Origin of the sequence: Dyella psychrodurans (assembly GCF_003363265.1) — a bacterium.
Taxonomy (GTDB): Bacteria; Pseudomonadota; Gammaproteobacteria; order Xanthomonadales; family Rhodanobacteraceae; genus Dyella_B; species Dyella_B psychrodurans.
The window spans coordinates 501,525-525,882 of record NZ_QRBF01000002.1; the positions used below are offsets into that span (position 1 = coordinate 501,525).

28 protein-coding genes are annotated in these 24,358 nt (G+C 63.0%); 20 read left to right on the plus strand and 8 right to left on the minus strand.

Features of this window, described 5'->3' with window-relative positions:
- Positions 1-390 precede the first annotated feature (390 nt).
- The 8 genes from DWU99_RS08415 to nadD all read left to right on the plus strand — a co-directional run bounded on the left by DWU99_RS08415 (position 391) and on the right by nadD (position 9,181).
- Entirely contained in the window at positions 391-1,038 is a 648-nt protein-coding gene (locus DWU99_RS08415) for a paraquat-inducible protein A (protein ID WP_115477556.1), read from the plus strand.
- Complete coding sequence (locus DWU99_RS08420; RefSeq protein ID WP_115477557.1) at positions 1,035-1,658, plus strand: paraquat-inducible protein A; 624 nt, start codon at positions 1,035-1,037, stop codon at positions 1,656-1,658. Before DWU99_RS08415 ends, DWU99_RS08420 begins: the two co-directional genes overlap by 4 nt.
- Positions 1,651-3,345 (plus strand): PqiB family protein, encoded by a 1,695-nt coding sequence (locus DWU99_RS08425; RefSeq protein ID WP_115477558.1) that lies wholly within the window; start codon positions 1,651-1,653, stop codon positions 3,343-3,345. Before DWU99_RS08420 ends, DWU99_RS08425 begins: the two co-directional genes overlap by 8 nt.
- Complete coding sequence (locus tag DWU99_RS08430) at positions 3,342-3,953, plus strand: PqiC family protein (protein WP_115477559.1); 612 nt, start codon at positions 3,342-3,344, stop codon at positions 3,951-3,953. Before DWU99_RS08425 ends, DWU99_RS08430 begins: the two co-directional genes overlap by 4 nt.
- A gap of 133 nt (positions 3,954-4,086) precedes the next feature.
- Positions 4,087-6,720 (plus strand): leucine--tRNA ligase, encoded by a 2,634-nt coding sequence (gene leuS / locus DWU99_RS08435; RefSeq protein ID WP_115477560.1) that lies wholly within the window; start codon positions 4,087-4,089, stop codon positions 6,718-6,720.
- 4 nt (positions 6,721-6,724) lie between these two features.
- Positions 6,725-7,309, plus strand: a complete 585-nt coding sequence (locus DWU99_RS08440; protein WP_115477561.1) for an LPS-assembly lipoprotein LptE — start codon at positions 6,725-6,727, stop codon at positions 7,307-7,309.
- Between the two features lie 6 nt (positions 7,310-7,315).
- The gene (gene holA / locus DWU99_RS08445) at positions 7,316-8,326 is read left to right on the plus strand and encodes a DNA polymerase III subunit delta (protein ID WP_115477562.1); all 1,011 of its coding nucleotides are present in this window, start codon (positions 7,316-7,318) and stop codon (positions 8,324-8,326) included.
- A 210-nt stretch (positions 8,327-8,536) separates the two neighbouring features.
- On the plus strand, positions 8,537-9,181 hold the full coding sequence (gene nadD, locus DWU99_RS08450) for a nicotinate-nucleotide adenylyltransferase (protein ID WP_115477563.1): 645 nt from the start codon (positions 8,537-8,539) through the stop codon (positions 9,179-9,181).
- Between the two features lie 8 nt (positions 9,182-9,189).
- On the opposite strand, the gene msrB is transcribed toward nadD, so the two are convergent.
- On the minus strand, positions 9,190-9,813 hold the full coding sequence (msrB, locus tag DWU99_RS08455) for a peptide-methionine (R)-S-oxide reductase MsrB (RefSeq protein WP_115477564.1): 624 nt from the start codon (positions 9,811-9,813) through the stop codon (positions 9,190-9,192).
- Between the two features lie 34 nt (positions 9,814-9,847).
- On the minus strand, positions 9,848-11,572 hold the full coding sequence (locus DWU99_RS08460) for a cytochrome c biogenesis protein DipZ (protein WP_115477565.1): 1,725 nt from the start codon (positions 11,570-11,572) through the stop codon (positions 9,848-9,850).
- On the opposite strand from DWU99_RS08460, the gene DWU99_RS21325 reads away from it, so the two are divergent.
- The 7 genes from DWU99_RS21325 to DWU99_RS08490 all read left to right on the plus strand — a co-directional run bounded on the left by DWU99_RS21325 (position 11,571) and on the right by DWU99_RS08490 (position 15,315).
- Positions 11,571-11,696 (plus strand): hypothetical protein, encoded by a 126-nt coding sequence (locus tag DWU99_RS21325; protein WP_267897512.1) that lies wholly within the window; start codon positions 11,571-11,573, stop codon positions 11,694-11,696. The two genes, DWU99_RS08460 and DWU99_RS21325, sit on opposite strands and share 2 nt — an antisense overlap.
- 171 nt (positions 11,697-11,867) lie before the next feature.
- On the plus strand, positions 11,868-12,392 hold the full coding sequence (locus DWU99_RS08465) for an RNA polymerase sigma factor (RefSeq protein WP_115477728.1): 525 nt from the start codon (positions 11,868-11,870) through the stop codon (positions 12,390-12,392).
- A gap of 5 nt (positions 12,393-12,397) precedes the next feature.
- Complete coding sequence (locus DWU99_RS08470) at positions 12,398-13,048, plus strand: NrsF family protein (protein WP_115477566.1); 651 nt, start codon at positions 12,398-12,400, stop codon at positions 13,046-13,048.
- Between the two features lie 163 nt (positions 13,049-13,211).
- On the plus strand, positions 13,212-13,598 hold the full coding sequence (gene rsfS, locus DWU99_RS08475) for a ribosome silencing factor (RefSeq protein WP_115477567.1): 387 nt from the start codon (positions 13,212-13,214) through the stop codon (positions 13,596-13,598).
- Between the two features lie 11 nt (positions 13,599-13,609).
- Positions 13,610-14,080, plus strand: coding sequence for a 23S rRNA (pseudouridine(1915)-N(3))-methyltransferase RlmH (gene rlmH / locus DWU99_RS08480; RefSeq protein ID WP_115477568.1), 471 nt, complete (start codon positions 13,610-13,612; stop codon positions 14,078-14,080).
- Positions 14,081-14,140: 60 nt separating this feature from the next.
- Complete coding sequence (locus tag DWU99_RS08485; RefSeq protein WP_115477569.1) at positions 14,141-14,590, plus strand: GNAT family N-acetyltransferase; 450 nt, start codon at positions 14,141-14,143, stop codon at positions 14,588-14,590.
- A 137-nt stretch (positions 14,591-14,727) separates the two neighbouring features.
- Positions 14,728-15,315: a Maf family protein gene (locus DWU99_RS08490; protein ID WP_115477729.1), complete on the plus strand. Its 588-nt coding sequence runs from the start codon at positions 14,728-14,730 to the stop codon at positions 15,313-15,315.
- Here DWU99_RS08490 and DWU99_RS08495 read toward each other — a convergent pair.
- Positions 15,312-16,130, minus strand: a complete 819-nt coding sequence (locus DWU99_RS08495; protein WP_115477570.1) for a CPBP family intramembrane glutamic endopeptidase — start codon at positions 16,128-16,130, stop codon at positions 15,312-15,314. The genes DWU99_RS08490 and DWU99_RS08495 overlap by 4 nt on opposite strands.
- 17 nt (positions 16,131-16,147) lie before the next feature.
- Positions 16,148-16,540: an MAPEG family protein gene (locus DWU99_RS08500; RefSeq protein ID WP_115477730.1), complete on the minus strand. Its 393-nt coding sequence runs from the start codon at positions 16,538-16,540 to the stop codon at positions 16,148-16,150.
- A 111-nt stretch (positions 16,541-16,651) separates the two neighbouring features.
- Between DWU99_RS08500 and ypfJ the strand changes: the two genes are divergently transcribed.
- Positions 16,652-17,509 (plus strand): KPN_02809 family neutral zinc metallopeptidase, encoded by an 858-nt coding sequence (gene ypfJ, locus DWU99_RS08505; protein WP_115477571.1) that lies wholly within the window; start codon positions 16,652-16,654, stop codon positions 17,507-17,509.
- A 10-nt stretch (positions 17,510-17,519) separates the two neighbouring features.
- Entirely contained in the window at positions 17,520-17,888 is a 369-nt protein-coding gene (locus tag DWU99_RS08510; RefSeq protein ID WP_115477572.1) for a YkgJ family cysteine cluster protein, read from the plus strand.
- A 15-nt stretch (positions 17,889-17,903) separates the two neighbouring features.
- On the opposite strand, the gene DWU99_RS08515 is transcribed toward DWU99_RS08510, so the two are convergent.
- Complete coding sequence (locus DWU99_RS08515; RefSeq protein ID WP_115477573.1) at positions 17,904-18,677, minus strand: anti-sigma factor family protein; 774 nt, start codon at positions 18,675-18,677, stop codon at positions 17,904-17,906.
- The gene (locus tag DWU99_RS08520) at positions 18,664-19,236 is read right to left on the minus strand and encodes a sigma-70 family RNA polymerase sigma factor (protein WP_115477574.1); all 573 of its coding nucleotides are present in this window, start codon (positions 19,234-19,236) and stop codon (positions 18,664-18,666) included. The genes DWU99_RS08515 and DWU99_RS08520 overlap by 14 nt, the downstream gene beginning before the upstream one ends.
- Before the next feature lie 125 nt (positions 19,237-19,361).
- Between DWU99_RS08520 and DWU99_RS08525 the strand changes: the two genes are divergently transcribed.
- Both DWU99_RS08525 and DWU99_RS08530 read left to right on the plus strand, forming a co-directional pair.
- Positions 19,362-20,294: a metallophosphoesterase family protein gene (locus DWU99_RS08525; RefSeq protein ID WP_199535738.1), complete on the plus strand. Its 933-nt coding sequence runs from the start codon at positions 19,362-19,364 to the stop codon at positions 20,292-20,294.
- A complete protein-coding gene (locus tag DWU99_RS08530; protein ID WP_115477576.1) occupies positions 20,291-20,653 on the plus strand; it encodes a cupredoxin domain-containing protein in 363 nt (120 codons plus the stop codon). The genes DWU99_RS08525 and DWU99_RS08530 overlap by 4 nt, the downstream gene beginning before the upstream one ends.
- Here DWU99_RS08530 and DWU99_RS08535 read toward each other — a convergent pair.
- Together DWU99_RS08535 and DWU99_RS08540 are read right to left on the minus strand one after the other, a co-directional pair.
- Positions 20,640-21,449 (minus strand): DODA-type extradiol aromatic ring-opening family dioxygenase, encoded by an 810-nt coding sequence (locus tag DWU99_RS08535; RefSeq protein ID WP_115477577.1) that lies wholly within the window; start codon positions 21,447-21,449, stop codon positions 20,640-20,642. The two genes, DWU99_RS08530 and DWU99_RS08535, sit on opposite strands and share 14 nt — an antisense overlap.
- Positions 21,450-21,553: 104 nt before the next feature.
- Positions 21,554-23,428 (minus strand): DEAD/DEAH box helicase, encoded by a 1,875-nt coding sequence (locus tag DWU99_RS08540; protein WP_115477578.1) that lies wholly within the window; start codon positions 23,426-23,428, stop codon positions 21,554-21,556.
- 120 nt (positions 23,429-23,548) lie between these two features.
- On the opposite strand from DWU99_RS08540, the gene DWU99_RS08545 reads away from it, so the two are divergent.
- Positions 23,549-24,298: an SDR family NAD(P)-dependent oxidoreductase gene (locus DWU99_RS08545; RefSeq protein ID WP_115477579.1), complete on the plus strand. Its 750-nt coding sequence runs from the start codon at positions 23,549-23,551 to the stop codon at positions 24,296-24,298.
- Positions 24,299-24,358: the final 60 nt, after the last annotated feature.

The window sequence follows — 24,358 nt, forward strand, 5'->3', positions numbered from 1 at the left end:
CACAGCCGAGCATATCAAGGGATGTTCTGATCCACTCTTCGCAGGCGGCATGATGTCCAGAAGGCTCGCAGGGTGTGTTGCGCGGCGCCGGGAAGACTGGCCGTCTTGCCAAGCCGCGCGGCGCAGCTTGCGGGCCTTCTGGACATCACCCCATCACTTAAATTCAGCACGTTGGGGCCAGTCCTGTCTGTCCGCATGCCTTCCTCGCTCCTCAGAGCCGGGCACATCCATGTGCCCTCCCCGCGTGCGGCCCGCCGTCTCGACAGACGGCCAGTCTGCCTTCGCCGACGGTCCTGCGGCCTGCGAACAGACAGGACTGGTGACGCCTGCGAAGAATGGATCAGAGCATCCCGCAGGCACTGCCATTGCGGATTTGCGAGAATCGGCGGCATGAGCCAACCGCTGACCAGCACCGAGCACACTCAGAAAGCGTTCACGTCGACGCTGCAGATCTGCGAGCATTGCGACACGGTTTATCGTCGCCGTGCCCTGGTGCGCGGCGAAGTGGCCCGCTGCCAGCGTTGCGGTGCCGTGCTGGAGCGGCACCAGCGACTGAGCCTCGACACGATGTTCGCGCTGGTGCTCACGGTCATGGTGGTTTTCGTGCAGGCCAATGTCTGGCCGATCATCACGCTGGGACTTAACGGTACGCAGATACACGCCACCCTGTGGGGCATCATCATCATGATGTGGGAGCGGCAGTCGCAGGTCGTGGCTGCGTTGGCCGCCGCCACGCTGTTCTTCTTCCCGCTCCTGAAAATGGCCCTGGTCGGATGGCTGCTTGCTTACGGACGACGCGGGCGGCGCGCGCCCGGCTTCACCAGACTGATGGTCGTGCTGCACTACATCGCACCATGGACGATGAGCGAAGTGTTCGTGCTCGGCATTCTGGTGTCGATCGTCAAGGCGCAACTGTATTTCGACGTCACCGCCGACGCGGGGGCCTTCGCGTATGCGGCGTTGGCGGTGCTGATCACCATCTTTTCCGGCATCGATCTGCGTCAGCTGTGGGACAAGATTCCGGAGTCCACGCCATGAGTGCGTTACCACGCGCGCACGAACTCGGTGTGATCGGCTGCCATGTATGCGGCCTGGTTTGCCGCGACACCGGCGTGCAGGGCGCGGCCTGTCCGCGCTGCGGCTCCGCACTGCATCGGCGCATGCCGGGCAGCCGCGCGCGAACATGGGCGTTGCTGATCGCCGCGTTCATTCTTTACATTCCGGCCAACTTCCTGCCGATCATGCGCACGGTCAGTCTGGGCGATGTCGACGACAACACCATCCTCACCGGCGTGGTGGAATTGTGGGTGAAGGGTTCGCCGGACCTTGCCATCATCGTATTCACGGCCAGCATCGTGGTTCCGATGATGAAGTTTCTGGTCATGGTGACCTTGCTGCTGAGCGTGCACCGCGGTACCAACTGGGCACGCACGCAGCGTGCGAAGCTCTACCGGCTGGTGGAGTTCATCGGTTATTGGTCCATGCTGGACGTATTCGTGGTGTCGCTGCTTACGGCGCTGGTGCAATTCGGCTTCTTCAGCGAAGTCGAGCCGCTGCCCGGGGTGGTTTATTTCGGCCTGACCGTGATACTTACCATGCTGGCGGCCATGAGTTTCGACCAGCGCATGATCTGGGATTGCAAGGACGAAGATGACTGACGAAACCAAACCAAGTATCCAGGGCGATCTGCCTGAACCGGTGGTGCGGCGTCGTCGCGTCAACGTATCGCTGATCTGGCTGGTGCCCATCGTCGCGGCACTGGTGGGTCTGTCGCTGGTGATCAATGCCTGGGTACAGCGCGGTCCGGTCATCTACATCAGCTTCCAGACGGCGCAGGGTCTGGAGCCCGGAAAGACCGTGGTGAAATACAAGGACGTGGTCATCGGCAAGGTGACCACCATCCGTCTGACGTCCGATCATCGCAAGGTCATCGTCAAAGTCGATCTGGAAAAGAGTGCCTCCGGCATCGCGGTGTCGGATTCGCGCTTCTGGGTCGTGCGTCCGCGCATCGGGCTGGGCGGCATCTCGGGTATCGATACGCTGCTGTCGGGTTCCTTCATCGGCGTGGACGTGGGCGACTCTGCCCAGCCGCAAACCGAATTCACCGGCCTGGAAAATCCTCCGTCGGTGACGCACGACGCGGAAGGGAAGAGCTTTATCTTGAATTCCACCGATCTTGGTTCGCTCGACATCGGCTCGCCGGTGTATTTCCGGCGCATCCAGGTTGGCCGTGTCGCGTCCTACCGGCTCAATGACGATGGCAAGGGTGTATCGATGCAGATTTTCGTCGAGAACCCGTACGATAAATTCGTCACCAACGATTCGCGTTTCTGGAATGCCAGCGGCGTGGACGTATCGCTGAGCGCCGAGGGCCTGAAACTCAACACGCAATCGCTGGCAACCGTGCTGGCGGGCGGCGTGGCGTTCCTGGATGCGCCGGGTCCGCATCCGAGCACGACGCCCGCGGCCGAGAACGCGAGTTTCACGTTGTTCGATACCCAGGACAAAGCGATGGCACCGCCCGATGGCGAGCCGCATTACATCCGCATGCGCTTCGATCAGCCGCTACGCGGCCTGACCGTGAATGCGCCGGTCGAATTCCTCGGCATCAGCATCGGCAACGTCGTGTCGATCCGCATGGATTACGACGAGAAGACTGGGCGCTTCCCGATCTACGTCGGTGCGGTGATATATCCCGATCGCCTCGGCAAAGCGCATGAAAAACTGGTCGCGCTGGCTAAATCGAAGGGCGACAACGACGATATTTCGCACATGATAGGTACGCTGGTCGCGCATGGTCTGCGCGCGCAGGCGAAGATCGGCAACCTGCTCACCGGCCAGTTGTTCATCTCGCTCGAATTCCTGCCGAACGCGCCGAAGGCCGCTTACGATCCCAACGTGCGGCCGCTCGAAATTCCCACGGCGCCCGGCAACTTCGACAAGCTGCAGGAACAGCTGGCGGAGATTGTCGACAAGATCCAGAAGATCCCGTTCGACAGCATCGGCAACAATCTCAACAGCACACTGGCCGAGCTCGACAAGACGCTCAAGCAGGTCAATGGCCAGGTGCTGCCGGAGTTCCAGAACACGCTCAAGGGCGCGAACCGGACCTTCGGCGTGGCGGACAATGCCTTGTCCCCCGATTCGCAACTGCAGCAGAACCTCGGCAGCACGCTTGAAGAGTTGCAGCGGATGGCGCGCTCGTTGCGCGCGCTCACCGATTACCTGAGTGCGCATCCCAGCGCGCTGATCCGTGGTCGCGGTGTCGACGCGCAGCCGGCGAATGCCAACCAGGCACCCAGTGCCGCACCCGCCGCCAAGCCTCAGCAAGGGAGCAAGCCATGATTCGTGTGCGACAGCTGATGACGGCGCTAGTTGCGGCGATGCTGGCAGCCTGCTCCTCCGCGCCGGTGCATTACTACACACTGGTCTCCGCGCCGGACAGCACCGAGACCGAAAACGGCATGCCTCCCGCACAGTTCCAGTTCGAGTTGCTGCCGATCGGCATTCCGGCGCAGGACGACGTGCCGCAGCTGGTGGTGCGCCAGGGCGGGCAGGCGGTGAATCTGCTCAACGGCGAGCGCTGGATTGCCCCGTTGGCCGATGAAGTTCGCAACGCGCTGTCGGTGGATCTGTCGCGTAGGCTTCATGCGCAGGACATCCGCGGCGGCTTGCCGGTCGACGGCAAGCCGGTGCTGCGCATCAAGGTCGATATAAACCGCTTCGATTCCTCGCCGGGCAACTATGCACTGGTCGAGGCCACCTGGACGATTCGTCCGCTCAAGGCCGACGTCGTACTGACCTGCACCAGCCGGATCAACCAGAACGTCGGGCAGGGATACGAAGGCCTGGTGGCCGGCCATCAGCAGGCGCTGGGCGAACTGGCCGACCAGATCGCCAGCGTGGCGCCGTCGCTGGCGGCAGGCTCCGTGCCGGCGTGTCCGGTGCGCTGAGACGCCCGGACAAGGCTGGCGGCGACCCGTCGCCAGCCCAAGTTTCAGCCCATTTCTGCTAGTCTGCCGCGTTCAGTGCAGCGCATGGCGATGGACGCCCCGCGCTGTCGAAAACGCATAACGGCAGCGGATCATGCAGGACATTCAAGACCAGGGCTCCCACAACGAATACAACCCGCAGGCGGTGGAATCCGCCGCGCAGCAGTATTGGAACGCGCAGCGCGCGTACGAGGTGAAGGAGGATCCCTCCCGCGCCAAGTTCTACTGCCTTGCGATGTTGCCGTACCCCTCCGGCGCCCTGCACATGGGCCACGTGCGCAACTACACCATCGCCGACGTCATCAGCCGCTACCAGCGCATGAACGGCAAGAACGTGCTGCAGCCGATGGGCTGGGACGCCTTCGGCCTGCCGGCGGAAAACGCCGCGATCAAGAACAACACGGCCCCGGCCAAGTGGACGTACAAGAACATCGACCATATGCGCGACCAGCTCAAGTCGCTGGGCTACGCCATCGACTGGTCGCGCGAATTCGCCACCTGCCGCCCGGAGTACTACCGCTGGGAACAGCTGATGTTCACCCGGCTGATGAAAAAGGGCCTGGCGTACCGCAAGAACGCGGTGGTGAACTGGGACCCGGTCGACCAGACCGTGCTGGCGAACGAGCAGGTGATCGACGGACGCGGCTGGCGCTCCGGCGCGCTGGTCGAGAAGCGCGAGATCCCGCAGTGGTTCCTCAAGATCACCGACTACGCGCAGGAATTGCTCGAAGGTCTCGACACGTTGCCGGGCTGGCCCGATGCGGTGAAGACCATGCAGCGCAACTGGATTGGTCGCAGCGAAGGTCTCGAGATTCACTTCGACGTGGAAAACGAAGCCGAACAGCTCACCGTGTTCACCACGCGCCCAGACACCTTGATGGGCGTCACCTTCGTGTCGATCGCCGGCGAGCATCCGCTGGCGCTGAAGGCGGCCCGGAGCGACCCGAAGCTCGCGGCATTCCTGGATGAACTCAAGCATGGCGGCATCAGCGAAGCCGAGCTGGAAACACAGGAAAAGCGCGGCATGTCCACCGGCTTGTTCGCGATCCACCCGATCAGCGGCGAAAAGCTGCCGGTGTGGGTGGCCAACTTCGTACTGATGGGCTACGGCACTGGCGCGGTGATGGCGGTGCCTGGTCACGACGAGCGCGATTTCGAGTTCGCGCATAAATACACATTGCCGATCAAGCAGGTGATCGCGGTCGAAGGCGCCGATACCGACTACGATCCGCAGCACTGGAAGGACTGGTATTCGGACAAGACCCGCGCCGATATGCGCGTGGTCAATTCGGGCGATCTCGATGGCAAGAATTATCGCGATGCGTTCGAATTCCTGGCCAAAAAGCTGGAAGACGAAGGCAAGGGTCTGCGCCGCGTCAACTGGCGCCTGCGCGATTGGGGCGTAAGCCGCCAGCGCTATTGGGGCTGCCCGATTCCGGTGATCTACTGCCCCAAGTGCGACGCGGTGCCGGTACCGGAAGATCAGCTTCCCGTGGTGCTGCCCGAAGACGTTGCGTTCTCCGGCGTGCAGTCGCCGATCAAGGCCAATCCCGCATGGCGCAAGACCACCTGTCCGCACTGCGGCGGTCCGGCGGAGCGCGAAACGGATACCTTCGACACCTTCATGGAGTCGAGCTGGTACTACGCGCGCTACACCAGTCCCGGTGCGAACGGTCAGGTCGACGAGCGCGCCAACTACTGGCTGCCCGTGGATCAGTACATCGGCGGTATCGAGCACGCGATCCTGCATCTTTTGTACTTCCGCTTCTATCACAAGCTCATGCGCGACGCGGGGCTGGTGAAGTCGGATGAGCCGGCCACCAATCTGCTGTGCCAGGGCATGGTGATTGCCGAAACGTTCTATCGCGAAAACGCCGACGGTTCGAAGGATTGGATCAATCCCGCCGATGTCGAAATCCATCGCGATGAAAAAGCGCGCGTGGTCGGCGCAGTGCTGAAGGCCGACGGCAAGCCGGTGCTGATCGGCGGCACCGAAAAGATGTCCAAGTCCAAGAACAACGGCGTCGATCCGCAAACGATGGTGGAAAAGTTCGGCGCGGACACCGTGCGGCTGTTCTCCATGTTCGCGGCGCCGCCGGAACAGTCGCTGGAATGGAGCGAGGCCGGCGTGGAAGGCATGGCGCGTTTCCTGCGCCGCTTCTGGCGCGAAGTCACCACGCATGTCGGTCAGCCCGATCATCCGGAGGTCGATCCGTCGGCGCTGGATGCCGCGCAGAAAACGCTGCGTCGCCAGGTGCACGAAACCATCCAGAAGGTCAGCGACGATTTCGGTCGGCGCCATGCCTTCAATACGGCCATTGCGTCGTTGATGGAATTGCTCAATGCACTGAACAAGTTCAATGATCAGAGCGATCAGGGTCGAGCGGTGCGCCACGAGGCGCTGGAAACGATGGTGCTGCTGCTCAATCCGGTCGTGCCGCACGTCAGTCATGCGTTGTGGCAGGCGCTGGGCCATACGCAGACCGTGGTGGACGATCAGCCCTGGCCGACGGTCGACACCCAGGCACTGGTGCGCGACTCGCTGACCCTGGCTGTTCAGGTCAATGGCAAGCTGCGCGGTACCATCGAAGTGGCCGCCAACGCCTCGAAGGAAGAAGCCGAGGCGCTGGCGCGGGCCCACCCGCAGGTGGCCGCCTTCCTGGAAGGGCAGTCCGTGCGCAAAGTGATCGTGGTGCCGGGTAAGATCGTCAATATCGTCGCAGGATGACTTCATGAACCGCACGCTGAAAATCGTCTCGCTGCTACCCTTGCTCGCGCTCGCGGCCTGTGGGTTCCACCTGCGCGGAAGCGCCGCGTTGCCGCAGGGCATGGAGCGCGTGCATCTCACCGTCGGCGGCGGCGGCGATTTTCAACGCAAGATGGCGCGCGCCTTGCTGGCGTCCAACGTAACTCTCGAGGACAAGAGCGGTCCCGACGTAGCCGAGCTGCATGTGCCGGCGCAGAACTTCACCATGCAGATCCTGACGGTCAACGGTGCCGCACAGGTGACGGAGTTCGCCGTGCATTACCACGTCGTATTCACTGCTACCGACGCCAATGGCAAGACGATCGTACCGATCCAAACCATCGATCTGCAGCGTGAATTCAGTTACGATTCCGGCCAACCCGTCGGTACGGCGGCTCAGGTGGAGCAGATTCAGGCCAGCCTGATCGACGACTCCGTCCAGGCCTTGCTGTTCCGTCTGCAGGCGGTCGCAAGACATGGCGAGGAAGCCGCCACCAAGGCGGTGGGAACGCTGCCGGCTTCGGCAAGTACCACCCCGGAACCGCCGCAATATTCCCCATCCGTTAACTGACGTCGCATGCCTCTCAACAACGCGCAGTGGCAGAAGGCGCTGGCTTCAAACAGCCTGAGCCCGGTGTACTTGCTCGCCGGAGAGGAGTTGCTGGTTCTGGAAGCGGCCGATGCATTGCGGGCGCATGCGCGCAAGCTCGGCTACACCGAGCGCGACGTGCTCGATGTCGGCGCGCATTTCGATTGGGACGAACTCGCTCGCGCAGCGGCAGGCATGTCGCTCTTTGCCAGTCGCCGCCTGCTCGATCTGCGTTTGCCGACCGGCCGCCCGGGCACCGAGGGCGCGAAGGCCATCGTCGAGTTCTGCGCGAATCCGCCGCCCGATGTGAGCCTGGTGATTACCGCCGTCGAGTGGAGCAACAAGCACGAAGGCGCATGGACCAAACAGGTCGACAGCGCCGGTGCAATGGTGGTGTTCAACGCGCCGCGACCGAACGAATGGGAATCGTGGATCGGTGCGCGACTGGCTTCGCGCGGACTCGCCGCCACCAATGAGGCCATCGCTCTGCTCGCCGAGCGCGTGGAAGGCAATCTGCTCGCCGCCGCGCAGGAAATCGACAAGCTCGTGGTGCTGCATGGGCAGGGCAAGATCGATGCCGCCGAAATGGAACATCTGGTCGCCGACAGTGCCCGTTACGATGCCTTCAAGCTGACCGACGCCGCACTGGGCGGCGATGGCGCTCGCGCGTTGCGCATTCTCGATGGCCTGCATGCCGAGGGCGACGAGCTGATCGCCTTGATGGGCTGGGTCGTCAATCAGCTGCAACTGGCCATGCGTCTGGCCAATGCGCACGACTTCGGCGCCCAGGCGCGTGCGGAGCGTTTGTGGCCGGCGCGCGAACAGCTGTTCCGCAAGGCATTGCGCCGTGCGCCGCGCGAGCACTGGATGCAGTGCCTGGCCCGCGCGGCGCGTATCGATCGCATGGCCAAGGGGCGCGAGGCCGGCGACGCATGGCTTGAAACGCAGCGGTTGATCGCTGCGATCGCCGAACCAAGAGCCGCGCAGGCATTAACATGAGCCCGTTCACTTGCTTTTCTCCCTCTCTCCTTCGAGGTAGAGGGCTGGGGTGAGGGAACATTCTTGCGAACACGTTTTGTAAATGCCTTTTTTCAGCGGCACAACGCTACGGCGTATAGCCCGTCGCAAGCGCAGCCCCTCACCCCAACCCTCTCCCCTCCTTGATCAAAGATGGGGGAGAGGGAGTAAAGCAGGCAGGACTCGATCTCCATGAAACCGCTCGCACTCTTCGGCGGCACCTTCGATCCGATTCACCTCGGCCACCTCAGTGTCGCCTGGGAAGCCTCCGAACTGCTCGATGCCGAAGTGCGGCTGATGCCGGCCAGCGTTCCGCCGCATCGTTCGTCGCCGACGGCGAGCGCGGAGCAGCGCGTGGAAATGCTCCGCGCTGCATTGCGCGGACAGTCAAGGCTGTTGCTGGATACGCGCGAACTCGATCGCAGCGGTCCGTCCTACACCATCGATACCTTGCACGAATTCCGGCAGGAGTTCGGTGCGCGCCCGTTGGTGCTGCTGCTCGGCGCGGATGCGTTCGCCGGTTTGCGCAGCTGGCATCGCTGGCGCGAATTGTTCGATGTCACGCACATCGGCGTGCTCAATCGCCCAGGCGTCGATGCCTGCGTGCCGGGGGAATTGGAGCGCGCCGTGGCGCCGCGGCGCACTGACGATCCCGCAGTGATTGGTGCGCAGCCCGCTGGCCGCGTCATTGAGTTGGCGGTGACACCCTTGGAAATTTCCGCCACACGCATTCGCGAACTGCTGGCTGCAGGGCGCGATCCGCGTTACCTGCTGCCAGCGGGTTTGTTCGACGATCCCGCGCTGCTTGCACCCTACCGCGAAACGTCATTGCACTGACGGGATGTTCAGCTGACCCGGTACGCCACGAAGCGCATCGCCACCGAGTTCATGCAATAACGCAAGCCGGTCGGCGGCGGACCGTCGTCGAACACATGTCCCAGATGGCTGTCGCAACCGGCGCAGCTGACGGCGGTGCGGACCATGCCGAAACTGTTGTCCGTCGATTCGATGACGTTCTTCTTGGCGATCGGCTGCCAGAAGCTAGGCCAGCCCGTGCCGGAATCGAATTGGGTGGCTCCATCAAACAGCGCGGTGTCGCAACCGGCGCAGCGATAAAGGCCTTTGCTGTTGGGTTTTTCGTGCGGACCGCTGAACGCCATCTCGGTGCCCGCACGACGCATCACATCGAACGCCGCGTCGGAGAGACGCTGATGCCACTGCGCATCCGTCAACACCAGTTTGGGCACATAGCACGGCCCCAGGTGGTGGCCGTCGTCATCGGCAAAACATTCCAGCAGGACCTGCGATGCGGTGCCTGCGGCCGGCGCTGCCGCCATGGCTTCATGGCCGCCGGAACCAAGCAGGCGCAACGCGGCGACGCCGCTCAGTGCCAATGCCGTGCCGCCGCCGAGCGCGGTCAGCAGAAATCGACGGCGGTCCATCGTCTTGCTATCGATGGTGGATGTCATGGGGATCTCCATTGCGGAACTCATGAAGGCGTGCTCAACCGAATGTGAAGGCATAGGCGCGCACATCAGGATCGAGGAAGGTGATTTCGAACACGCGCTCGCCAGTGCCGTGCGCCTGGCGCACCAGCTGATAGAGGCGTTGTCCGGTGATCGTGCCGTTGCCGTCGGCGTCGGTGTCCGCGCCGTGATCGGCACCCGGAGCCTTGCCATCGAGCGTGACGCGGAAGCGAATCGGCTTGCCGTCCTTGCCTGGACCAAGCACAAGATGCAGATCGCGCCCACGGAAGCGATAGACGATGCCGCCATTGGGCGCATCGAGCGTGGCGCGTTGTTCGCCGACCGTCCAATGGCCGTCGAAGGCCCATTGATTGATCAGCAACGTGGCGGGCGCGTTGTAGTGCCAGCTTTCGTCATGCGCGATCTGACCGCCCGCAAAGTTTTCGCCGCGCGCGTAGCCCACGTAGGTCTCCGGCGAGCGTGTCATGTCGCTGGAGCTGGCCGCTTCCGCACCGGATGCGTCGGGTTGCACATAGCCGCCCGGCAGGTTCTTGTAGCCTGCATCGCTCAGCATGCGGCGAATCGTGTCTTCACTGCCGGCGTAGTCGCCCTCGCCGAAGTGATGAGCGCGAATCTGTCCTTTGGTGTCGATGAAGTAGTGCGCGGGCCAATACTCGTTGTTGAAGCCCTGCCAGATGGCGTAGTCGTTATCCATCGCCACCGGATACGTGATGCCGAAATCTTTGACGGCTTTTGCCACGTTGGCAGGGTCTTTCTCGAACGCGAATTCCGGTGAGTGCACGCCGATCACCACCAGGCCGCGATCGCGGTACTTCTGCGCCCATGCATTCACGTAGGGCAGCGAGCGGATGCAGTTGATGCAGGAGTAGGTCCAGAAATCGACCAGCACGACCTTGCCGCGCAAGGATTCGGGCGAGAGCGGCGCGCTGTTGAACCATTGGGTGGCACCGGCGAGCGACGGAAATTCACCTTCAACGGGGAGTGCCTCACCGGCTTTGGGAGCAGGTGCTGCGTTGACGGATGCGGGGCGTACCGCGTCGATCAGCTTCTGTTCGATACCGCTGGTGCTGGCCAGCGATACGCGGGTCAGCAAACCAGTGTCCACACCCAGCGCGATGACCGCCACACCACACAACACCAATGCGCCGAGTGCGCGGCGAATCCACTCGCCGGCGCCCAGCGAGCGCTTCATCGCGGAAAACACCTTGCCGCCCACCACCAGCGCGAGCGCCAGCGAAACGGCAGCGCCCATCGCGTAAGTCAGCAACAGCAGCGTCGTTTGCACACTGGCGCCTTTCAGCGCGGCACCGGTCAAAAGCAGGCCGAGAATCGGTCCCGCGCAGGGCGCCCACAGCAATCCGGTCGCGACGCCCAAGCCTGCGGCGGACCACGGCGAGTCAGGCTTCGCATCGGAATGTTCGGAAAGGCGATTGCCGAGTGTCACGAACGGCCGGCTGGCCCATTCGGCGACATGCGAAGAGAGCAGGGTGACACCAAGCACCGCCAGCACGATCAGCGCGACATAGCGCCCGATCTGGTTGGCATGGACCGCCCAGCCGCCGCCGACCGCCGCCAGCGTGGCCACCAGTGCGAAGGTGAGCGCCATGCCGATCAACATCGGCAGGCCGTTGCGCGCGAACGGTCGATCCGCACGCGCGAACACGAACGGCAGGACCGGCAGGATGCACGGACTGAGGATGGTCAGTACACCGCCCAGGAAGGCGAGGATCAGCAGGATCATGAATCGGCTCGTTGATTCCGGTTGGAATGCATTGCTGCAGATGTATTCGTCGCAAGCTGCGCCGTGGTTACGCATCGTGCGCGAGGTAACCGCCGGCTCATATGAAGCGAATGGCGTTCTGTAGAGCGATGGTGGATCGATGATGGCGCAAACCCTGACCTTGAGCACCTTGACCTTTGATGGCGCGTGGGTACTACTACGCCAGCCCATGCTCCGGGTTCCGGGTGTCGACAAGTTCGTGCCAACTGAATCGATCAGCGCCAGCGATCAAGCCGACCGCCAACGGTCGGCGTGGATGGCTGCTGCGCAGTCGGGCGATCAGCGCGCGTATACGCGCCTGCTGGGCGATTCCGTCGCGCTGATCCGCGCGGTGGCGCGGCGGCAGGGCGTGCCGGTCGATGCGCTGGACGATGTGGTGCAGGAAACACTGTTGACCGTGCATCGCGTTCGTCACACGTTTGATCCGTCGCGTTCTTACGACGCCTGGTTGTCGGCCATTGCCAGCCGGCGCGCGGTCGATGCGCTGCGCAGCCACGGCCGCCGCGACCGGCGCGAGGTGCGCGACGAGCTGGCGATCGATCAACATGCGGACCGCGACGACGCCAGTACGGGTGCCGAGCGCGAGCAGGAAGCGCAGCGCTTGCGCAAAGCGATCGAGACTCTGCCGCCCGGCCAGCGCGAGGCGGTCGAGCAGCTCGGTCTGAAAGAGCGCTCGCTGGCCGAGGCGGCCGAACAGACCGGTCGCAATACCGGCGCCTTGAAAGTGAATCTGCATCGCGCGCTGAAGTCGCTGCGCGATCGCCTGCATGGAGAATCCTGACCCCGATGTCCGACGCACCACGCCATGATGCCCTGATCGACGCGCTCGGCGAGGAGCTGACGCCCGTACGGCGTCTGCCGCCGCCGTGGCTGCGGACGCTCGGCTGGCTGGCCGTGGTGGCGGTCATGGCGGCGGTGCTGTTCTGGCGCTACGGTGCCGACACCATGCTGCACCGCTGGCATGCAGCGCCGGACCTCGGCCTGGCGGCGTTCGGCGCCGTGACCACGGCGATCACCGCCGCGTTGGCGGCCTTTGCGCTGTCGGTGCCTGGGCGTTCCACCCGCTGGGCCTGGCTGCCGGTACCCAGTGCCGTGCTCTGGATCGGAGCCAGCGGGCTCGGATGCCTGCGCGCCCACATTCCCGGCATGGCTGTGCTCGACATGCGGGAAGCCAATCACTGCCTGATCTTCATCGTGAGTTTCTCGATCCCGCTCTCCGGCCTGCTGATCTGGCTGTTGCGGAGGGCCTGTCCGCTCCGTCCGGTGCTGACGGCGGTTGTCGTCGGCCTTGCCAGCGCCGCCGCCTCGGCCAGCCTGCTGGAGATCTGCCATAACGTCGACGCCGCGGCGTCCGACCTGGTGATGCACGCGCTTGCCGTCGCCATCGTGGTGACAGCCAACCTGGTCATGGGCGGAAGGCTGCTGTCGAGGGCCTGAACCGAATGGCTGCTGTCACGCGTTGCAGGATCGTGACACTGGGGTCCCGCAACCTGGAAAAACCGCACGGTGTCGAGTTTTCGCTTGACGTGCCGTCACGTTCGGGCGGATATACTGTACTTGCGCCATCCCGCGCAGCCGATACGCCGCGAGGCCCCAACTCTTGACCACCACCCGCAATAACAAGGCCGTCAACACGGCCACCCTGCGCAAGACCGTCATCGCCGCACTTGAAGACCTCAAGGCCAAGGACATCCGGGAAATTGATGTCCGCGGCAAGACCTCCATCGCCGACCTGCTCGTGATTGCTTCCGGCACCTCGGCACGCCACGTCAAATCCATCGCCGACGAAGTGGTCAGGTTCGCCAAAAAGGCGGGCGTGATGCCGCTGGGTGTCGAAGGCGAGCAGGAAGCGGAGTGGGTGCTGGTGGATCTGGGCGACGTCATCGTGCACGTGATGCTGCCGCGCATTCGCGAGTTCTACGGCCTTGAACGTTTGTGGACCGTTGGCGATCGCGATGAGCGGGGCGAAGCCGCCCTGGCGAGTTAAAAAACTCCGGCATGCGTGCTCGCCTCATCGCCATCGGCGAACGCATGCCCGCATGGGTTGCAGAAGGTTTTGCCGAATACCGTAAACGGCTCTCCCACGATTTGCCTCTCGAATTGGTCGAACTGAAGCCCGGCGCACGCGGCAAAGGCCGCGACGATGCGCGCGCGATGCAAGAAGAAGGCGCGGCGATACTCGCTGCGTTGCCACGCGATACACACGTCATCGCACTCGATGGCCGCGGCAAGACCTGGTCCAGTGAAGAGCTGGCCGAACAGTTGGCCAAATGGCGCATGGCAGGGCGCGATCTCGCCTTTCTCATAGGCGGACCGGATGGCCACTCGGCCGAAGTTTTGGCGCGCGCCGATCAAAAGTGGTCATTGGGCCCGCTTACGTTGCCGCATATGCTGGTTCGGTTGGTGCTCGCCGAGCAGCTTTATCGCGCCACGACTTTGCTCGCCGGGCATCCCTACCATCGCGCCTGAGAGCCCGTGAGCGAAAACTCCGGCGCGGGCGCGCGTCGCTTTCTCGCAACCGGAGTGGGTATGTCTTTCCAGATTCGCCAGGCTACCGTCCATGATCTGGACGTGTTGGTGCCATTGTTCGACGGGTATCGGCAGTTTTACATGCAGCCTTCCGATCCAGCGCTTGCACGTGCGTTTCTTTCCGAGCGCTTTGCGCATCACCAATCGTTGATGCTTATCGCTTGCGACGATCAGGGTAACGGTCTCGGATTCACCCAGCTTTATCCGCTTTTTTCGTCGGTGCGTGCTGTGCGCATTTATCTCCTCAACGACCTGTTCGTTGCGCCGGACGCGCGTCGACGTGGTGTTGCAAGCGCCTTGCTGGAGGCATCGGCAGAGCATGCGCGCGCGCTGGGCGCGGCAAGTCTCTTGTTATCGACAGCGATCGATAACGCGCCTGCCCAGGCACTTTACGAATCGCTCGGCTGGCGTCGCGACCCAGGCTTTTGCGAATACAGGCTGGTGCTTTAGTTTTTTTGCGCAGGCGCCAACAGTATCGGGATACATGCCCTGCAACGTGGGTGCTGGGCGTGTATCGAGATCGACTTCGACCGCTATGTGCGTAAGCCGCTATGCTCTGGCGTTCGATTCCGTTTTGGGGATGGCACATGCTTTATCTGGCATCGCAGTCGCCGCGTCGCCGTGAACTTCTTGGGCAGATCGGCGCGGTGTTTTCCGCGTTGGACGTGGACATTCCCGAGCAGCGCGAGGTGGGGGAGTCACCGCAGGAGTACGTTCATCGTGTTGCGCGCGAGAAGGCGCGAGCGGGTCTTGCGGGGCTGGGTAACGATGAGCGCGACCACGCTGTCGTGCTGGGAGCGGACACCGAAGTGGTTCTGGACGGCGATGTCTTCGGCAAACCACGCGACGCGGCCGACGCGGCAGCCATGCTGCAACGTTTGAGCGGACGCACACATGAAGTCATTTCAGCCGTATGGCTGGTTCGTGCCAATCAGGAGCGGGGCGATGCATGCGTGTCGCGCGTGCGCTTCGCCGTTCTCGACGAAGTGGCGATCCAAGCCTATGTGGCCAGCAAGGAGCCTTTCGGCAAGGCGGGCGCGTATGCCATTCAAGGCCGCGGCGCCACCTTGATTGAGCATCTGGAAGGCAGTTATTCGGGCGTGATGGGCTTGCCGCTGTTCGAAACGGCTTGCCTGCTGCGCAAATTCGGCATCTACGACGGCAAATCCGCTTAAGAATCGGCAGTCGTCGTAGCGAGCAACGCGATCAGCGCAAACAGGTTATAGATGCCGTGCGCAATGATCGCCGGCCACAGGGACGCCGATTTCAGTCGCAACCAGCACAGCACGGCGGCAAGCAGGATCAGGTTTGGCAGGGCGTACCATTGGAAGTCCAGGCCACCCAGGTGCACCACGCCAAACAGCACTGCGCAGATGGCGACGGACATGCCGGTGGAAAGGCGATGCATGAGTGCGGAGAGCAGTACGCCGCGAAACATCAGTTCTTCTATCAGCGGTCCCACCGTGACGATCACGATGCCCAGCGGCAGACGCAGATTCCACGAAGCATGGCGACTGATGTCCTCGACGTTTTGGGATAACGCATGCCCGTGAGCCGCCAGCTGCGTGAGCAGTCCGCCAAGTGGCGGCATCATCACGCCGATCAGCAAGGCCAGGATGTACCAAGACGCCGATCTGGCCCCCGTGAATCCAAAGCCCGGCGGTCGTGACAGCATCCATAGCGCAGGCCAGCGGCGATGCACGAAACCAAGCATGACCAGCGCGATGAGCGGCAACGCCACGATCATCAGCAATGCATTGCTGTCGGGTCGTTGCAATAGCGTCATGACATGCTGATGCACTTGGGCGCGCGATAGATCCGGATGACGATATCGCTCGAAGACACCGGTCAGAAAACTGACCAGCGCACCGGCTGTCGCTTGCAGAACGAAATAAAGCACCACCAGGCCCAGCGCATACATCACGCCGGGCGCGCGCTCCGACACGGCGGTGGAAGCGGGCTTACCCGGCTTGGTAGGCGATATCGGCATGGAACGGAGGCGTCGCTTCAGCCGGCCATCAGGGCGCGGCCCAATCCCATCAGGCTCATCACGAGCAACGCTGCCCAGCCGGCCATCCCGAGCATGTAACCCGGTCCGCGCTTGCCCGCATCCTGCAGATAGGCCATCGCATACCAGGCGCGACCTGCGATCCACACCAGGCCCGCCACGCCCGCCCACAACACGTAGCCGTAGTGCACGGCCAGCCAGAGCAAGGGCAGAAACATCAGCGTGCTTTCCAGGGTGTTCATCTGCACGCGATAGGCGCGCTCGAATGCGGGATGTCCACTGATCGCCGGGGCTTCGATGCGGTACTTCGCTCGCGCCCGCCCCACGGCGTACATGGTGCCGAACTGCAGAAGAACCGTCAGCAAGGTAACCAGGGCGGGCAGGTTCTGGATCATGGTTGCGCTCATAGGGAAAGAAGGTGTCACTGTAGCTTTTTGGTGCGATGCTGTGGGACATGGCCTGAGCGGCCGGCCGACCACTGAACCGGGCACGTCGGGGGACTTATGGACTGGCAGAAAGGCGAGCAGAGTCAGAACGTCGAGGTCGACAGCGGCGGTGGTGGCGGTCCCCGTTTCGGCGGCGGCCGGATGGGCCTTGGTGGCCTGATCATCCTCGCGCTGCTCGGCTGGATCTTCTTCAAGAATCCCTTGGCATTGCTGGACCAGGGCGGTGGCCAACCCGGTGCCTACGCGCCCAGTGGCCAGCCTGCGCAGGTGGATCCCGAGCAGAAGCTGTTTGTCGAGAAGATCCTCGGATCGACCGAAAAGACATGGGGCGACATGTTCAGCGGCATGGGGCGCACCTATACCGATCCCACGCTGGATCTTTTCAGTGGCGGTGTGAGTACCGCCTGTGGCGCGGCATCGACAGCGGTCGGGCCGTTCTATTGTCCGGGCGATCAGAAGGTGTATCTGGATCTGGATTTCTTCCGGGAGCTGGATACGCGCTTTCACGCCAGCGGCGATTTCGCGCGCGCCTACGTCATTGCGCACGAAGTGGGTCATCACGTGCAGAACCAGCTAGGTATCTTCGACAAGGTCAGCCAACTGCAACGGCAAGGTGTGCCGATGGAAGGCGCAGACGGTCTATCGGTGCGGCAGGAACTCCAGGCCGATTGTTTTGCAGGCGTCTGGGCCAATCGCACGCAGCAGCGCCTGCAATGGCTGCAGCCGGGCGATGTGGAATCGGCGCTCAATGCGGCCAGCCAGATCGGTGACGATACTCTGCAGCGCGAGGCGCGCGGCACGGTGGTGCCGGATTCATTTACCCATGGCACCTCCGCCCAGCGCGTGAAGTGGTTCAAGACGGGGCTGCAGAGCGGCGATATCCAGCAGTGCGATACGTTCAGCGGTTCGCTTTAAGGATAGGGTGATGGTGAGCGGGCTTCATCCGTGCCTGCGCTGCGGCGCCTGTTGTGCCAGTTTCCGAGTGAGTTTCCATTGGTCCGAGGCGGAGCCGTCCATGGGCGGGCAGGTGCCGCCCGAGCTCGCCGAGAAAATCGATGCGCACCGGATGGCGATGCGCGGCACGTGGGCGGCGCACCCTCGCTGCGTGGCGCTGAAAGGCACGGTTGGTCGCGAGGCCTCTTGCAGCATTTACGAGCAGCGCCCTTCCACCTGTCGGGAAGTGTCGCCGTCGTGGGAGTCCGGTGTGGCGAATCCGCAATGCGACAAGGCGCGATTGGCGCACGGCCTGGCGCCGCTTACGCTCGAAGACTGGGTTGCCTTTTCGCCAGCGTGAACACCCGGCTCACGATCAGCGCATAGGCGGCGTGGTCACGTCGTCCTGAAAGGCAAGGGTGAACTTCCGCAGATCGGCTTCGTTGACGTCGGATACGGCGACGTAGTTCATGTTGCCGGCCGTCCACCGAATCACCGTGTAACCGTGCCATTGCGTGGCGACCGATGCGGACGCTGTCGATGCGGATGGCCACTGATAAAGATTGATGACATGCAGGCGGCGCTTGTAGATCAGCGCGGCGACGCTGTGTCCTTCCAGCGCATCGAGCCGGCCGCCGATCAATGGAAAGCCCTCGTCGCTCAGATCCTTCACGCGCGGTGAAAAGTCGAGTTTGCCTTCGAACCACGGCTTCACCGTGTGCTGGTCTGTCGAAACCACATCCATCAGATGCTGCGGCTGCATGGAGCGGAGATGGCTGGAGACGACTTCATCGGCCAGCTGATTCGTATTTGCGCCATGCTGTTGCCACAGGTAGAACCAGGTGGGTGCCACGAGCAGCAATGCGCCGACGAAACCGGCGGCCATGGCAAGGCCGACCAACCGCCGACGCGGTTTGGAAGCGGCGGCCGTGGATGATTTTGGGGCTTGCCATTGCGCACGCAACGCATCGGGTGCACGTCGATACAGCGACGGTTGCGACAGCGCTTTGCGCAGTTCCGTGTATTGGGCATAGCTTGCCGTGCATGCCTCGCAACTGTGCATGTGCCGGGTGATCGCGACGCTTTGCGCAGCGTCGAGCTCGTCGTCGAGGTAGGCGTGCAGAAGCAGCCTGGCGTCATTGCACATCATGACGGCGCACCTCCGTGGAATGACGTGTCAGTTCGGCTCTTAGCCGTTCGCGTGCGCGCGCGAGGCGCGACATGACGGTGCCGATTTTCTGTCCCGTTATCGACGCGATTTCCTTGTACGAACATTCTTCGAGTTCGCGCAGCACGATCGTCTCGCGCAACGGGTGGGGCAGGTTTTCCAGTGCCTTCTGCAAGGCGCCGACATCCAGTGCGATGAGCATGCGTGCTTCGGGTGTGGGTTGTTCGTCGACGACCGCATGAGCGTCGTCGTCGAAGGTTTCCTGCATGCCGTCGGGCGGGACCTTCATGCGCAGCGAGTAAAAGGTGTTGCGCACGATGGCGAGCAGCCAGACGCGCGCATCGCCGCCGCGAAAACTGTCGAAGTAACGAAAGGCGCGCAGCATCGCTTCCTGCACCACATCCTGGGCATCCGCGTCGTCGCGCGCCAGCCAGCGCGCCAGGTTGTAGGCCGCGTCCAGGTACGGCAGAACCTGCGCCTCGAAGCTCGTGCTTCCGGCGGCAGGTCGACCTGAGGCAATGCGGTGAAAGTCAGCTGGCATGAAAGGTATTACCGCAGTTGCCGCGACTTTATTCCCTCCGCACAAAACCCGGAATAGGCCATCGGAAAGGCTGGTAATGCAGGTGAGGGTGGAGTGGCCGCCCTGCCCATATGGAGCATCCAATCATGCAAGACACTCACGACAACCCGGCCGAGGGTCGGAGGCAGTTCCTCAAATGCATGGCCGCCGGGGCCGGCACGCTGTGGCTGATGAAAAGCGGCGTGCTGCAGGCGCTTCCGTTGAGCGAGGGAGCTGGTGCTCAGGACTCAAGTTTCAGTTTTGTGCAGATCAGCGATTCGCACATCGGCTTTCACAAGGCGCCGAACATGGACGTGGCGGGCACATTGCGCCAATCGCTGGCGACGATCAGGAGTCAGGCGATTCGTCCGGCGTTTGTGATGCATACGGGCGACCTGACGCATCTGTCCAAGCCGGACGAATTCGATACTCTGGCCGGACTCGTGCAGGAAGCGCACATCGGCAAGGTTTTCTATGTGCCCGGCGAACACGATGTCATCGGCGACAACGGTGCGGAGTTCTTTCGTCGGTTCGGCGAACGACAACAGGCCGGTGGCTGGTACAGCTTCGATCAGGGGGGCGTGCACTTCGTCGGTTTGATCAACGTTCTGAACCTGAAAGCGGGTGGCCTGGGTTCTCTCGGTGAGGATCAACTTGCCTGGCTGAAGAACGATCTCGCCGGATTGTCATCGGAAACGCCGCTGGTGGTGTTCGCGCACATGCCGCTATGGTCGCTCTATCCGCAATGGGGTTGGGGTACGGACGATAGTGCACAGGCGATGACTTACTTGCGCCGCTTCGGGTCGGTCACCGTGTTGAACGGGCATATCCACCAGATCCAGCAGAAGGTGGAAGGCAGCATCACTTTTTACACCGCGCGTTCGACCGCCTATCCGCAACCCGCGCCGGGAGTAGGTTCTGGCCCCGGGCCGCTGCAGAGCGTGACGGCCGATGCGCTGCATCGCTACCTGGGCGTTCGCGACGTGCGACATGTGCGCGGTTCCGGCGCGCTTGCTGTCACGGAGGAGGAGTTGGCATGAATGCGATGATGGCATTCAGAATCCTCTGCGCACTTCTCGTCATGACGGCGTTGTCGGGCATCGCCGGAAACGCATCGGCCGCGGATGCGCTCCCTCCAAAGGGCGCAAAGGTTTATCAGGTTGCGATCCACAACTTCGCGTTCGAGCCAAAGACGATCACGGTGCCGACCGGCGCCTACGTGGTATGGGTCAATCGCGACGAGGAACCGCATGTCGTGACCAGTGCGGGTGCGTTATTCACACCGTCCAAGGCCTTGGATACGGGAGACACCCACGTCGTGACGCTTTCCAGGCCGGGAACCTACACCTATTACTGCTCGATCCATCCCATGATGGTGGGAACCATCATTGTGAAGTGACAGCGGCTTCCTGCGTGTCGAAGCGATAGATGTCCATGGCAAGGAAGCCGAGGTCGACGCCGGCGTCGATGCGCTGCGCGTTGGTGTGCTCTCCCGCAGCACCGAGCGCGACATACAGCGGCAGGAAGTGTTCATCGGTGGGATGCGCACGCTCGGCAAAAGGCGCCTGGCGACGGTAATCGAGCAAGGCGTCGACGTCGCCGGCCGCGAGCTTCTGCTCGACCCATCCGATGAACGGACGGACATACGGCGCCTCGCGTTCCTCGCTGTAACCCGCACGAAAATCGTGCAGGTTGTGGGTGATGCTGCCCGAGCCGATGATCAACACACCTTCTTCGCGCAGCGGTGCCAGCGCGCGTCCTACTGCGTACTGGTGCGCGGGTCCAAGATTTGGCTGGATCGACAACGGCACCACGGGAATGTCGGCCTGCGGATAAAGAAGACGCAGCGGTACCCATGCACCGTGGTCGAGACCGTGGCCGGCATCTAGTGTCGGCGACAGCTCCGCGCGTTCGAGCAGTTGCATCACCTTTGCAGCGACAGCGGGCGCGCCTGGCGCGGGATAGCGAATCTCGAACAGCTCGCGCGGAAACCCGTAGAAATCGTGGATGGTTTCCGGTTGCGCCGAACCGCCCACCGTCGGCGCATGCGCCAGCCAATGTGCCGTGGCGATGACGATGGCCTTGGGGCGAGGCAATGTCGGTGCAAGCGCGGCAAGACGTTCCCCGACCTTGCCGGGATGCAGGGCCGTCATCGGCGAACCGTGCGAGATGTAAAGGCTGGGCAACGCGTTCATGGCGGCAACGTGTAAGGATCGTTACTCGCAAGTATGGGCCGACAGGGCCGTTTGCATCGACAAACGCCGCAGAACGCAGCGTTGCCGATCTTGAACAATGCGCGTTACTTGCGGCGCGGCGGCTTGCCGCCGCCTTGGCCGTGTGAACCTTGGCCATGCGAACGCGGCTTGCCGGCGTGGCCGCGCGCGTGCGGCGGCTTGAAGCCGGCTTTGCGCGGCGGACGTTCGCCGCCGCCGTCCTCGTTGCCATCCCATTCGCTGATGCGCAGCATCTGCTGGTTCACCCAGACCTTTTTAAGGTGCTGGAAGACTTCGCCGGGCATGCCATCGGGCAGGTCGATCAGGCTGTAGTCGCCACGGATGCTGAGGCGGCCGATGAATTGGCTTTCCAGTCCTGCTTCATTGGCGATGGCGCCGATGATGTTGCCCGGCTTCACGCCGTGCTCGTGGCCCACTTCGATGCGATAGGTGCGCTTGCCTGCTTCCGTTGCGTGCGGACGGATCTGACGCGATGCGAAATCGCGCTGCCCGTGCCCTTCGTCGCGATGACGCGGCTCGCGCGATTCACGCGGCTCACGCGACGGCCGGCGCTTCTCGCCGTCGTGTTCGGGTGCGGCGCGCGCGTGTTCGCGTTTCGCGGGCGGCTCCAGCAAAAGCGGACGATCGCCCTGCGCGATGCGCGCCAGTGCGGCGGCGATTTCGATAGCCGGAACGTTGTGTTCCTGCTCGAACTGTTCGATCAATTGCTGGAACTGATCCAGGCTGCCGATGGCCAGCGTATCGGCGATGCTCTGCTTGAAGCGCGCGATGCGGCGGTCGTTCACCGCTTCGACCGTGGGAAGTTTCATTTCCTCGATCGGCTGGCGGGTGGCGCGTTCGATGGCGCGCAACATGCCTTTCTCGCGCGGCGTCACGAACAGGATCGCTTCGCCGCTGCGTCCCGCGCGACCGGTGCGGCCGATGCGATGCACGTAGCTTTCGGTGTCGTAGGGAATGTCGTAGTTCAACACGTGGCTGATGCGTTCGACGTCCAGGCCGCGCGCGGCGACGTCGGTGGCGACGAGAATGTCGAGCTTGCCGTCCTTGAGCTGCTGGATCACCCGTTCGCGCTGCGGTTGCGCGATGTCGCCATTGATGGCCGCCGCGGCGAGGCCGCGCGCCTGCAGTTTCTCGGCGAGTTCCTCGGTGGCCTGCTTGGTGCGCGCGAAGATGATCATCGCGTCGAACGGCTCGGCTTCCAGGATGCGCGTCATCGCATCGAGCTTGTGCATGCCGCTCACCCACCAGTAGCGCTGGCGGATGTTTGCTGCCGTGGTGGTGGCAGCCTTGATGGTGACTTCCACCGGATCTTTCAGATGCTGCTGGGCGATCTTGCGGATCGGCGGCGGCATGGTGGCGGAGAACAGCGCCACCTGACGCTCCGGCGGCGTGGCTTGCAGCACTTTTTCGACGTCGTCGATAAAGCCCATGCGTAGCATTTCGTCGGCTTCGTCGAGCACGATGAAGCGCAGCTCGGAAAGATCGAGCGTCTTGCGATCGAGGTGATCGATCACGCGACCCGGCGTTCCCACCACCACGTGCACGCCACGCCGCAATGCATGCAGCTGCGGGCCGTAGCTCTGGCCGCCGTAGATCGGAAGCACCTGGAAACCGGGCATATGCGTGGCGTAACGCTGGAATGCTTCAGCCACCTGGATGGCCAATTCGCGCGTCGGCGCAAGCACGAGCGCCTGCGGCTTGCCGGGGCGCAACTCCAGACGCGAAAGGATAGGCAATGCGAAAGCGGCCGTCTTGCCGGTGCCGGTCTGCGCCTGGCCGAGCACGTCGCGTCCTTCCAGCAGCGATGGAATGGTCGCGGCCTGGATCGGCGAGGGCGCTTCATAGCCCACATCGGACAGTGCCTTCAGCACTTCCGGCGTGAGCGCGAGCGCAGAGAACCCAGCGGAGGCCGGAGTGGAGTCGGAGGACGGGGACGACATGGGGGAAACCTCGACGTGGCATGCACGAGGGCATGCAAGAGAATAGTCGCTATTGTAACAGCCCGCAGCGGCCATACCCTTGATTAAAGCTGTCCCACGTCCGGTGATCGGGAAAACAACATGCAAAACCGTTTGAAAAGCCGTGTTGCGCTGGTAACGGGGGCTTCGTCTGGCATCGGGGAAGCCACCGCGCTCGCTTTGGCCGAACAAGGCGCCAAGGTGGCTATCGCGGCGCGGCGCAAGGACCGGCTGGATCAGCTCGCCGAGAAGCTGGCAGGGCTGGGTGCCGAGCCGCTGGTGCTCGTCGCCGATCTGGTGCGCGAGGACGAAGCTCAGCGCATCGTGAAAGAAACCGAGGCGCGTTTTGGCCGCCTCGACATCCTGATCAACAATGCGGGCGTGATGTACCTGGAGCCGGTCGCCGAAGCGGATCTCGGCCGCTGGCGCAGCATGCTGGAGTTGAATGTCCTGAGCCTGATCGCATCGTCGCAGGCGGCACTGGCCGGCATGCGTGCGCGTCGCGATGGTCACATCGTGAACGTGTCGTCGGTGGCGGGCCGCGTTGCCAATCCCAACTCGGGAGCTTATGCGGCGACCAAGTTCGGCGTGGTCGGGTTTTCCGAATCACTGCGGCGGGAGGTGTACAAGGACAATATCCGCGTCAGCGTGATCGAGCCGGGCATGGTCGATACGGAATTGCGCGATCACATCGGCCACGCGGCGAGTCGCCAGGCTGTCAACGCGCGTGCCGGTGAAATGCGACAGCTCCAGGCCGAGGATATTGCCGATACGATTCTGTTTTGCGTGACGCGGCCGGATTATGTATGCATCAACGAAGTGCTGCTTCGCCCGACGGATCAGGAACGCTGAAACCCGGCTGTCCTTGCAGTTTCCATCGAGAATCGGCGCCTTGATGCCGAAGCGGGAGAG

Coding starts and splice junctions, on each gene's coding strand:
- DWU99_RS08470 (WP_115477566.1), top strand. CDS start 12,398: ATGTCCGACGCACCACGCCATGATGCCCTGATCGACGCGCTCGGCGAG.
- rlmH (WP_115477568.1), top strand. CDS start 13,610: ATGCGTGCTCGCCTCATCGCCATCGGCGAACGCATGCCCGCATGGGTT.
- DWU99_RS08515 (WP_115477573.1), bottom strand. CDS start 18,677: ATGATGTGCAATGACGCCAGGCTGCTTCTGCACGCCTACCTCGACGAC.
- DWU99_RS08530 (WP_115477576.1), top strand. CDS start 20,291: ATGAATGCGATGATGGCATTCAGAATCCTCTGCGCACTTCTCGTCATG.
- DWU99_RS08440 (WP_115477561.1), top strand. CDS start 6,725: ATGAACCGCACGCTGAAAATCGTCTCGCTGCTACCCTTGCTCGCGCTC.
- DWU99_RS08430 (WP_115477559.1), top strand. CDS start 3,342: ATGATTCGTGTGCGACAGCTGATGACGGCGCTAGTTGCGGCGATGCTG.
- holA (WP_115477562.1), top strand. CDS start 7,316: ATGCCTCTCAACAACGCGCAGTGGCAGAAGGCGCTGGCTTCAAACAGC.
- DWU99_RS08495 (WP_115477570.1), bottom strand. CDS start 16,130: ATGCCGATATCGCCTACCAAGCCGGGTAAGCCCGCTTCCACCGCCGTG.
- DWU99_RS08485 (WP_115477569.1), top strand. CDS start 14,141: ATGTCTTTCCAGATTCGCCAGGCTACCGTCCATGATCTGGACGTGTTG.
- ypfJ (WP_115477571.1), top strand. CDS start 16,652: ATGGACTGGCAGAAAGGCGAGCAGAGTCAGAACGTCGAGGTCGACAGC.
- DWU99_RS08540 (WP_115477578.1), bottom strand. CDS start 23,428: ATGTCGTCCCCGTCCTCCGACTCCACTCCGGCCTCCGCTGGGTTCTCT.
- leuS (WP_115477560.1), top strand. CDS start 4,087: ATGCAGGACATTCAAGACCAGGGCTCCCACAACGAATACAACCCGCAG.
- DWU99_RS08510 (WP_115477572.1), top strand. CDS start 17,520: ATGGTGAGCGGGCTTCATCCGTGCCTGCGCTGCGGCGCCTGTTGTGCC.
- msrB (WP_115477564.1), bottom strand. CDS start 9,813: ATGACATCCACCATCGATAGCAAGACGATGGACCGCCGTCGATTTCTG.
- DWU99_RS08545 (WP_115477579.1), top strand. CDS start 23,549: ATGCAAAACCGTTTGAAAAGCCGTGTTGCGCTGGTAACGGGGGCTTCG.
- DWU99_RS08490 (WP_115477729.1), top strand. CDS start 14,728: ATGCTTTATCTGGCATCGCAGTCGCCGCGTCGCCGTGAACTTCTTGGG.
- DWU99_RS08525 (WP_199535738.1), top strand. CDS start 19,362: ATGCAAGACACTCACGACAACCCGGCCGAGGGTCGGAGGCAGTTCCTC.
- DWU99_RS08465 (WP_115477728.1), top strand. CDS start 11,868: ATGGCTGCTGCGCAGTCGGGCGATCAGCGCGCGTATACGCGCCTGCTG.
- DWU99_RS08425 (WP_115477558.1), top strand. CDS start 1,651: ATGACTGACGAAACCAAACCAAGTATCCAGGGCGATCTGCCTGAACCG.
- DWU99_RS08420 (WP_115477557.1), top strand. CDS start 1,035: ATGAGTGCGTTACCACGCGCGCACGAACTCGGTGTGATCGGCTGCCAT.
- DWU99_RS21325 (WP_267897512.1), top strand. CDS start 11,571: ATGAATCGGCTCGTTGATTCCGGTTGGAATGCATTGCTGCAGATGTAT.
- DWU99_RS08415 (WP_115477556.1), top strand. CDS start 391: ATGAGCCAACCGCTGACCAGCACCGAGCACACTCAGAAAGCGTTCACG.
- nadD (WP_115477563.1), top strand. CDS start 8,537: ATGAAACCGCTCGCACTCTTCGGCGGCACCTTCGATCCGATTCACCTC.
- DWU99_RS08520 (WP_115477574.1), bottom strand. CDS start 19,236: ATGCCAGCTGACTTTCACCGCATTGCCTCAGGTCGACCTGCCGCCGGA.
- DWU99_RS08460 (WP_115477565.1), bottom strand. CDS start 11,572: ATGATCCTGCTGATCCTCGCCTTCCTGGGCGGTGTACTGACCATCCTC.
- DWU99_RS08535 (WP_115477577.1), bottom strand. CDS start 21,449: ATGAACGCGTTGCCCAGCCTTTACATCTCGCACGGTTCGCCGATGACG.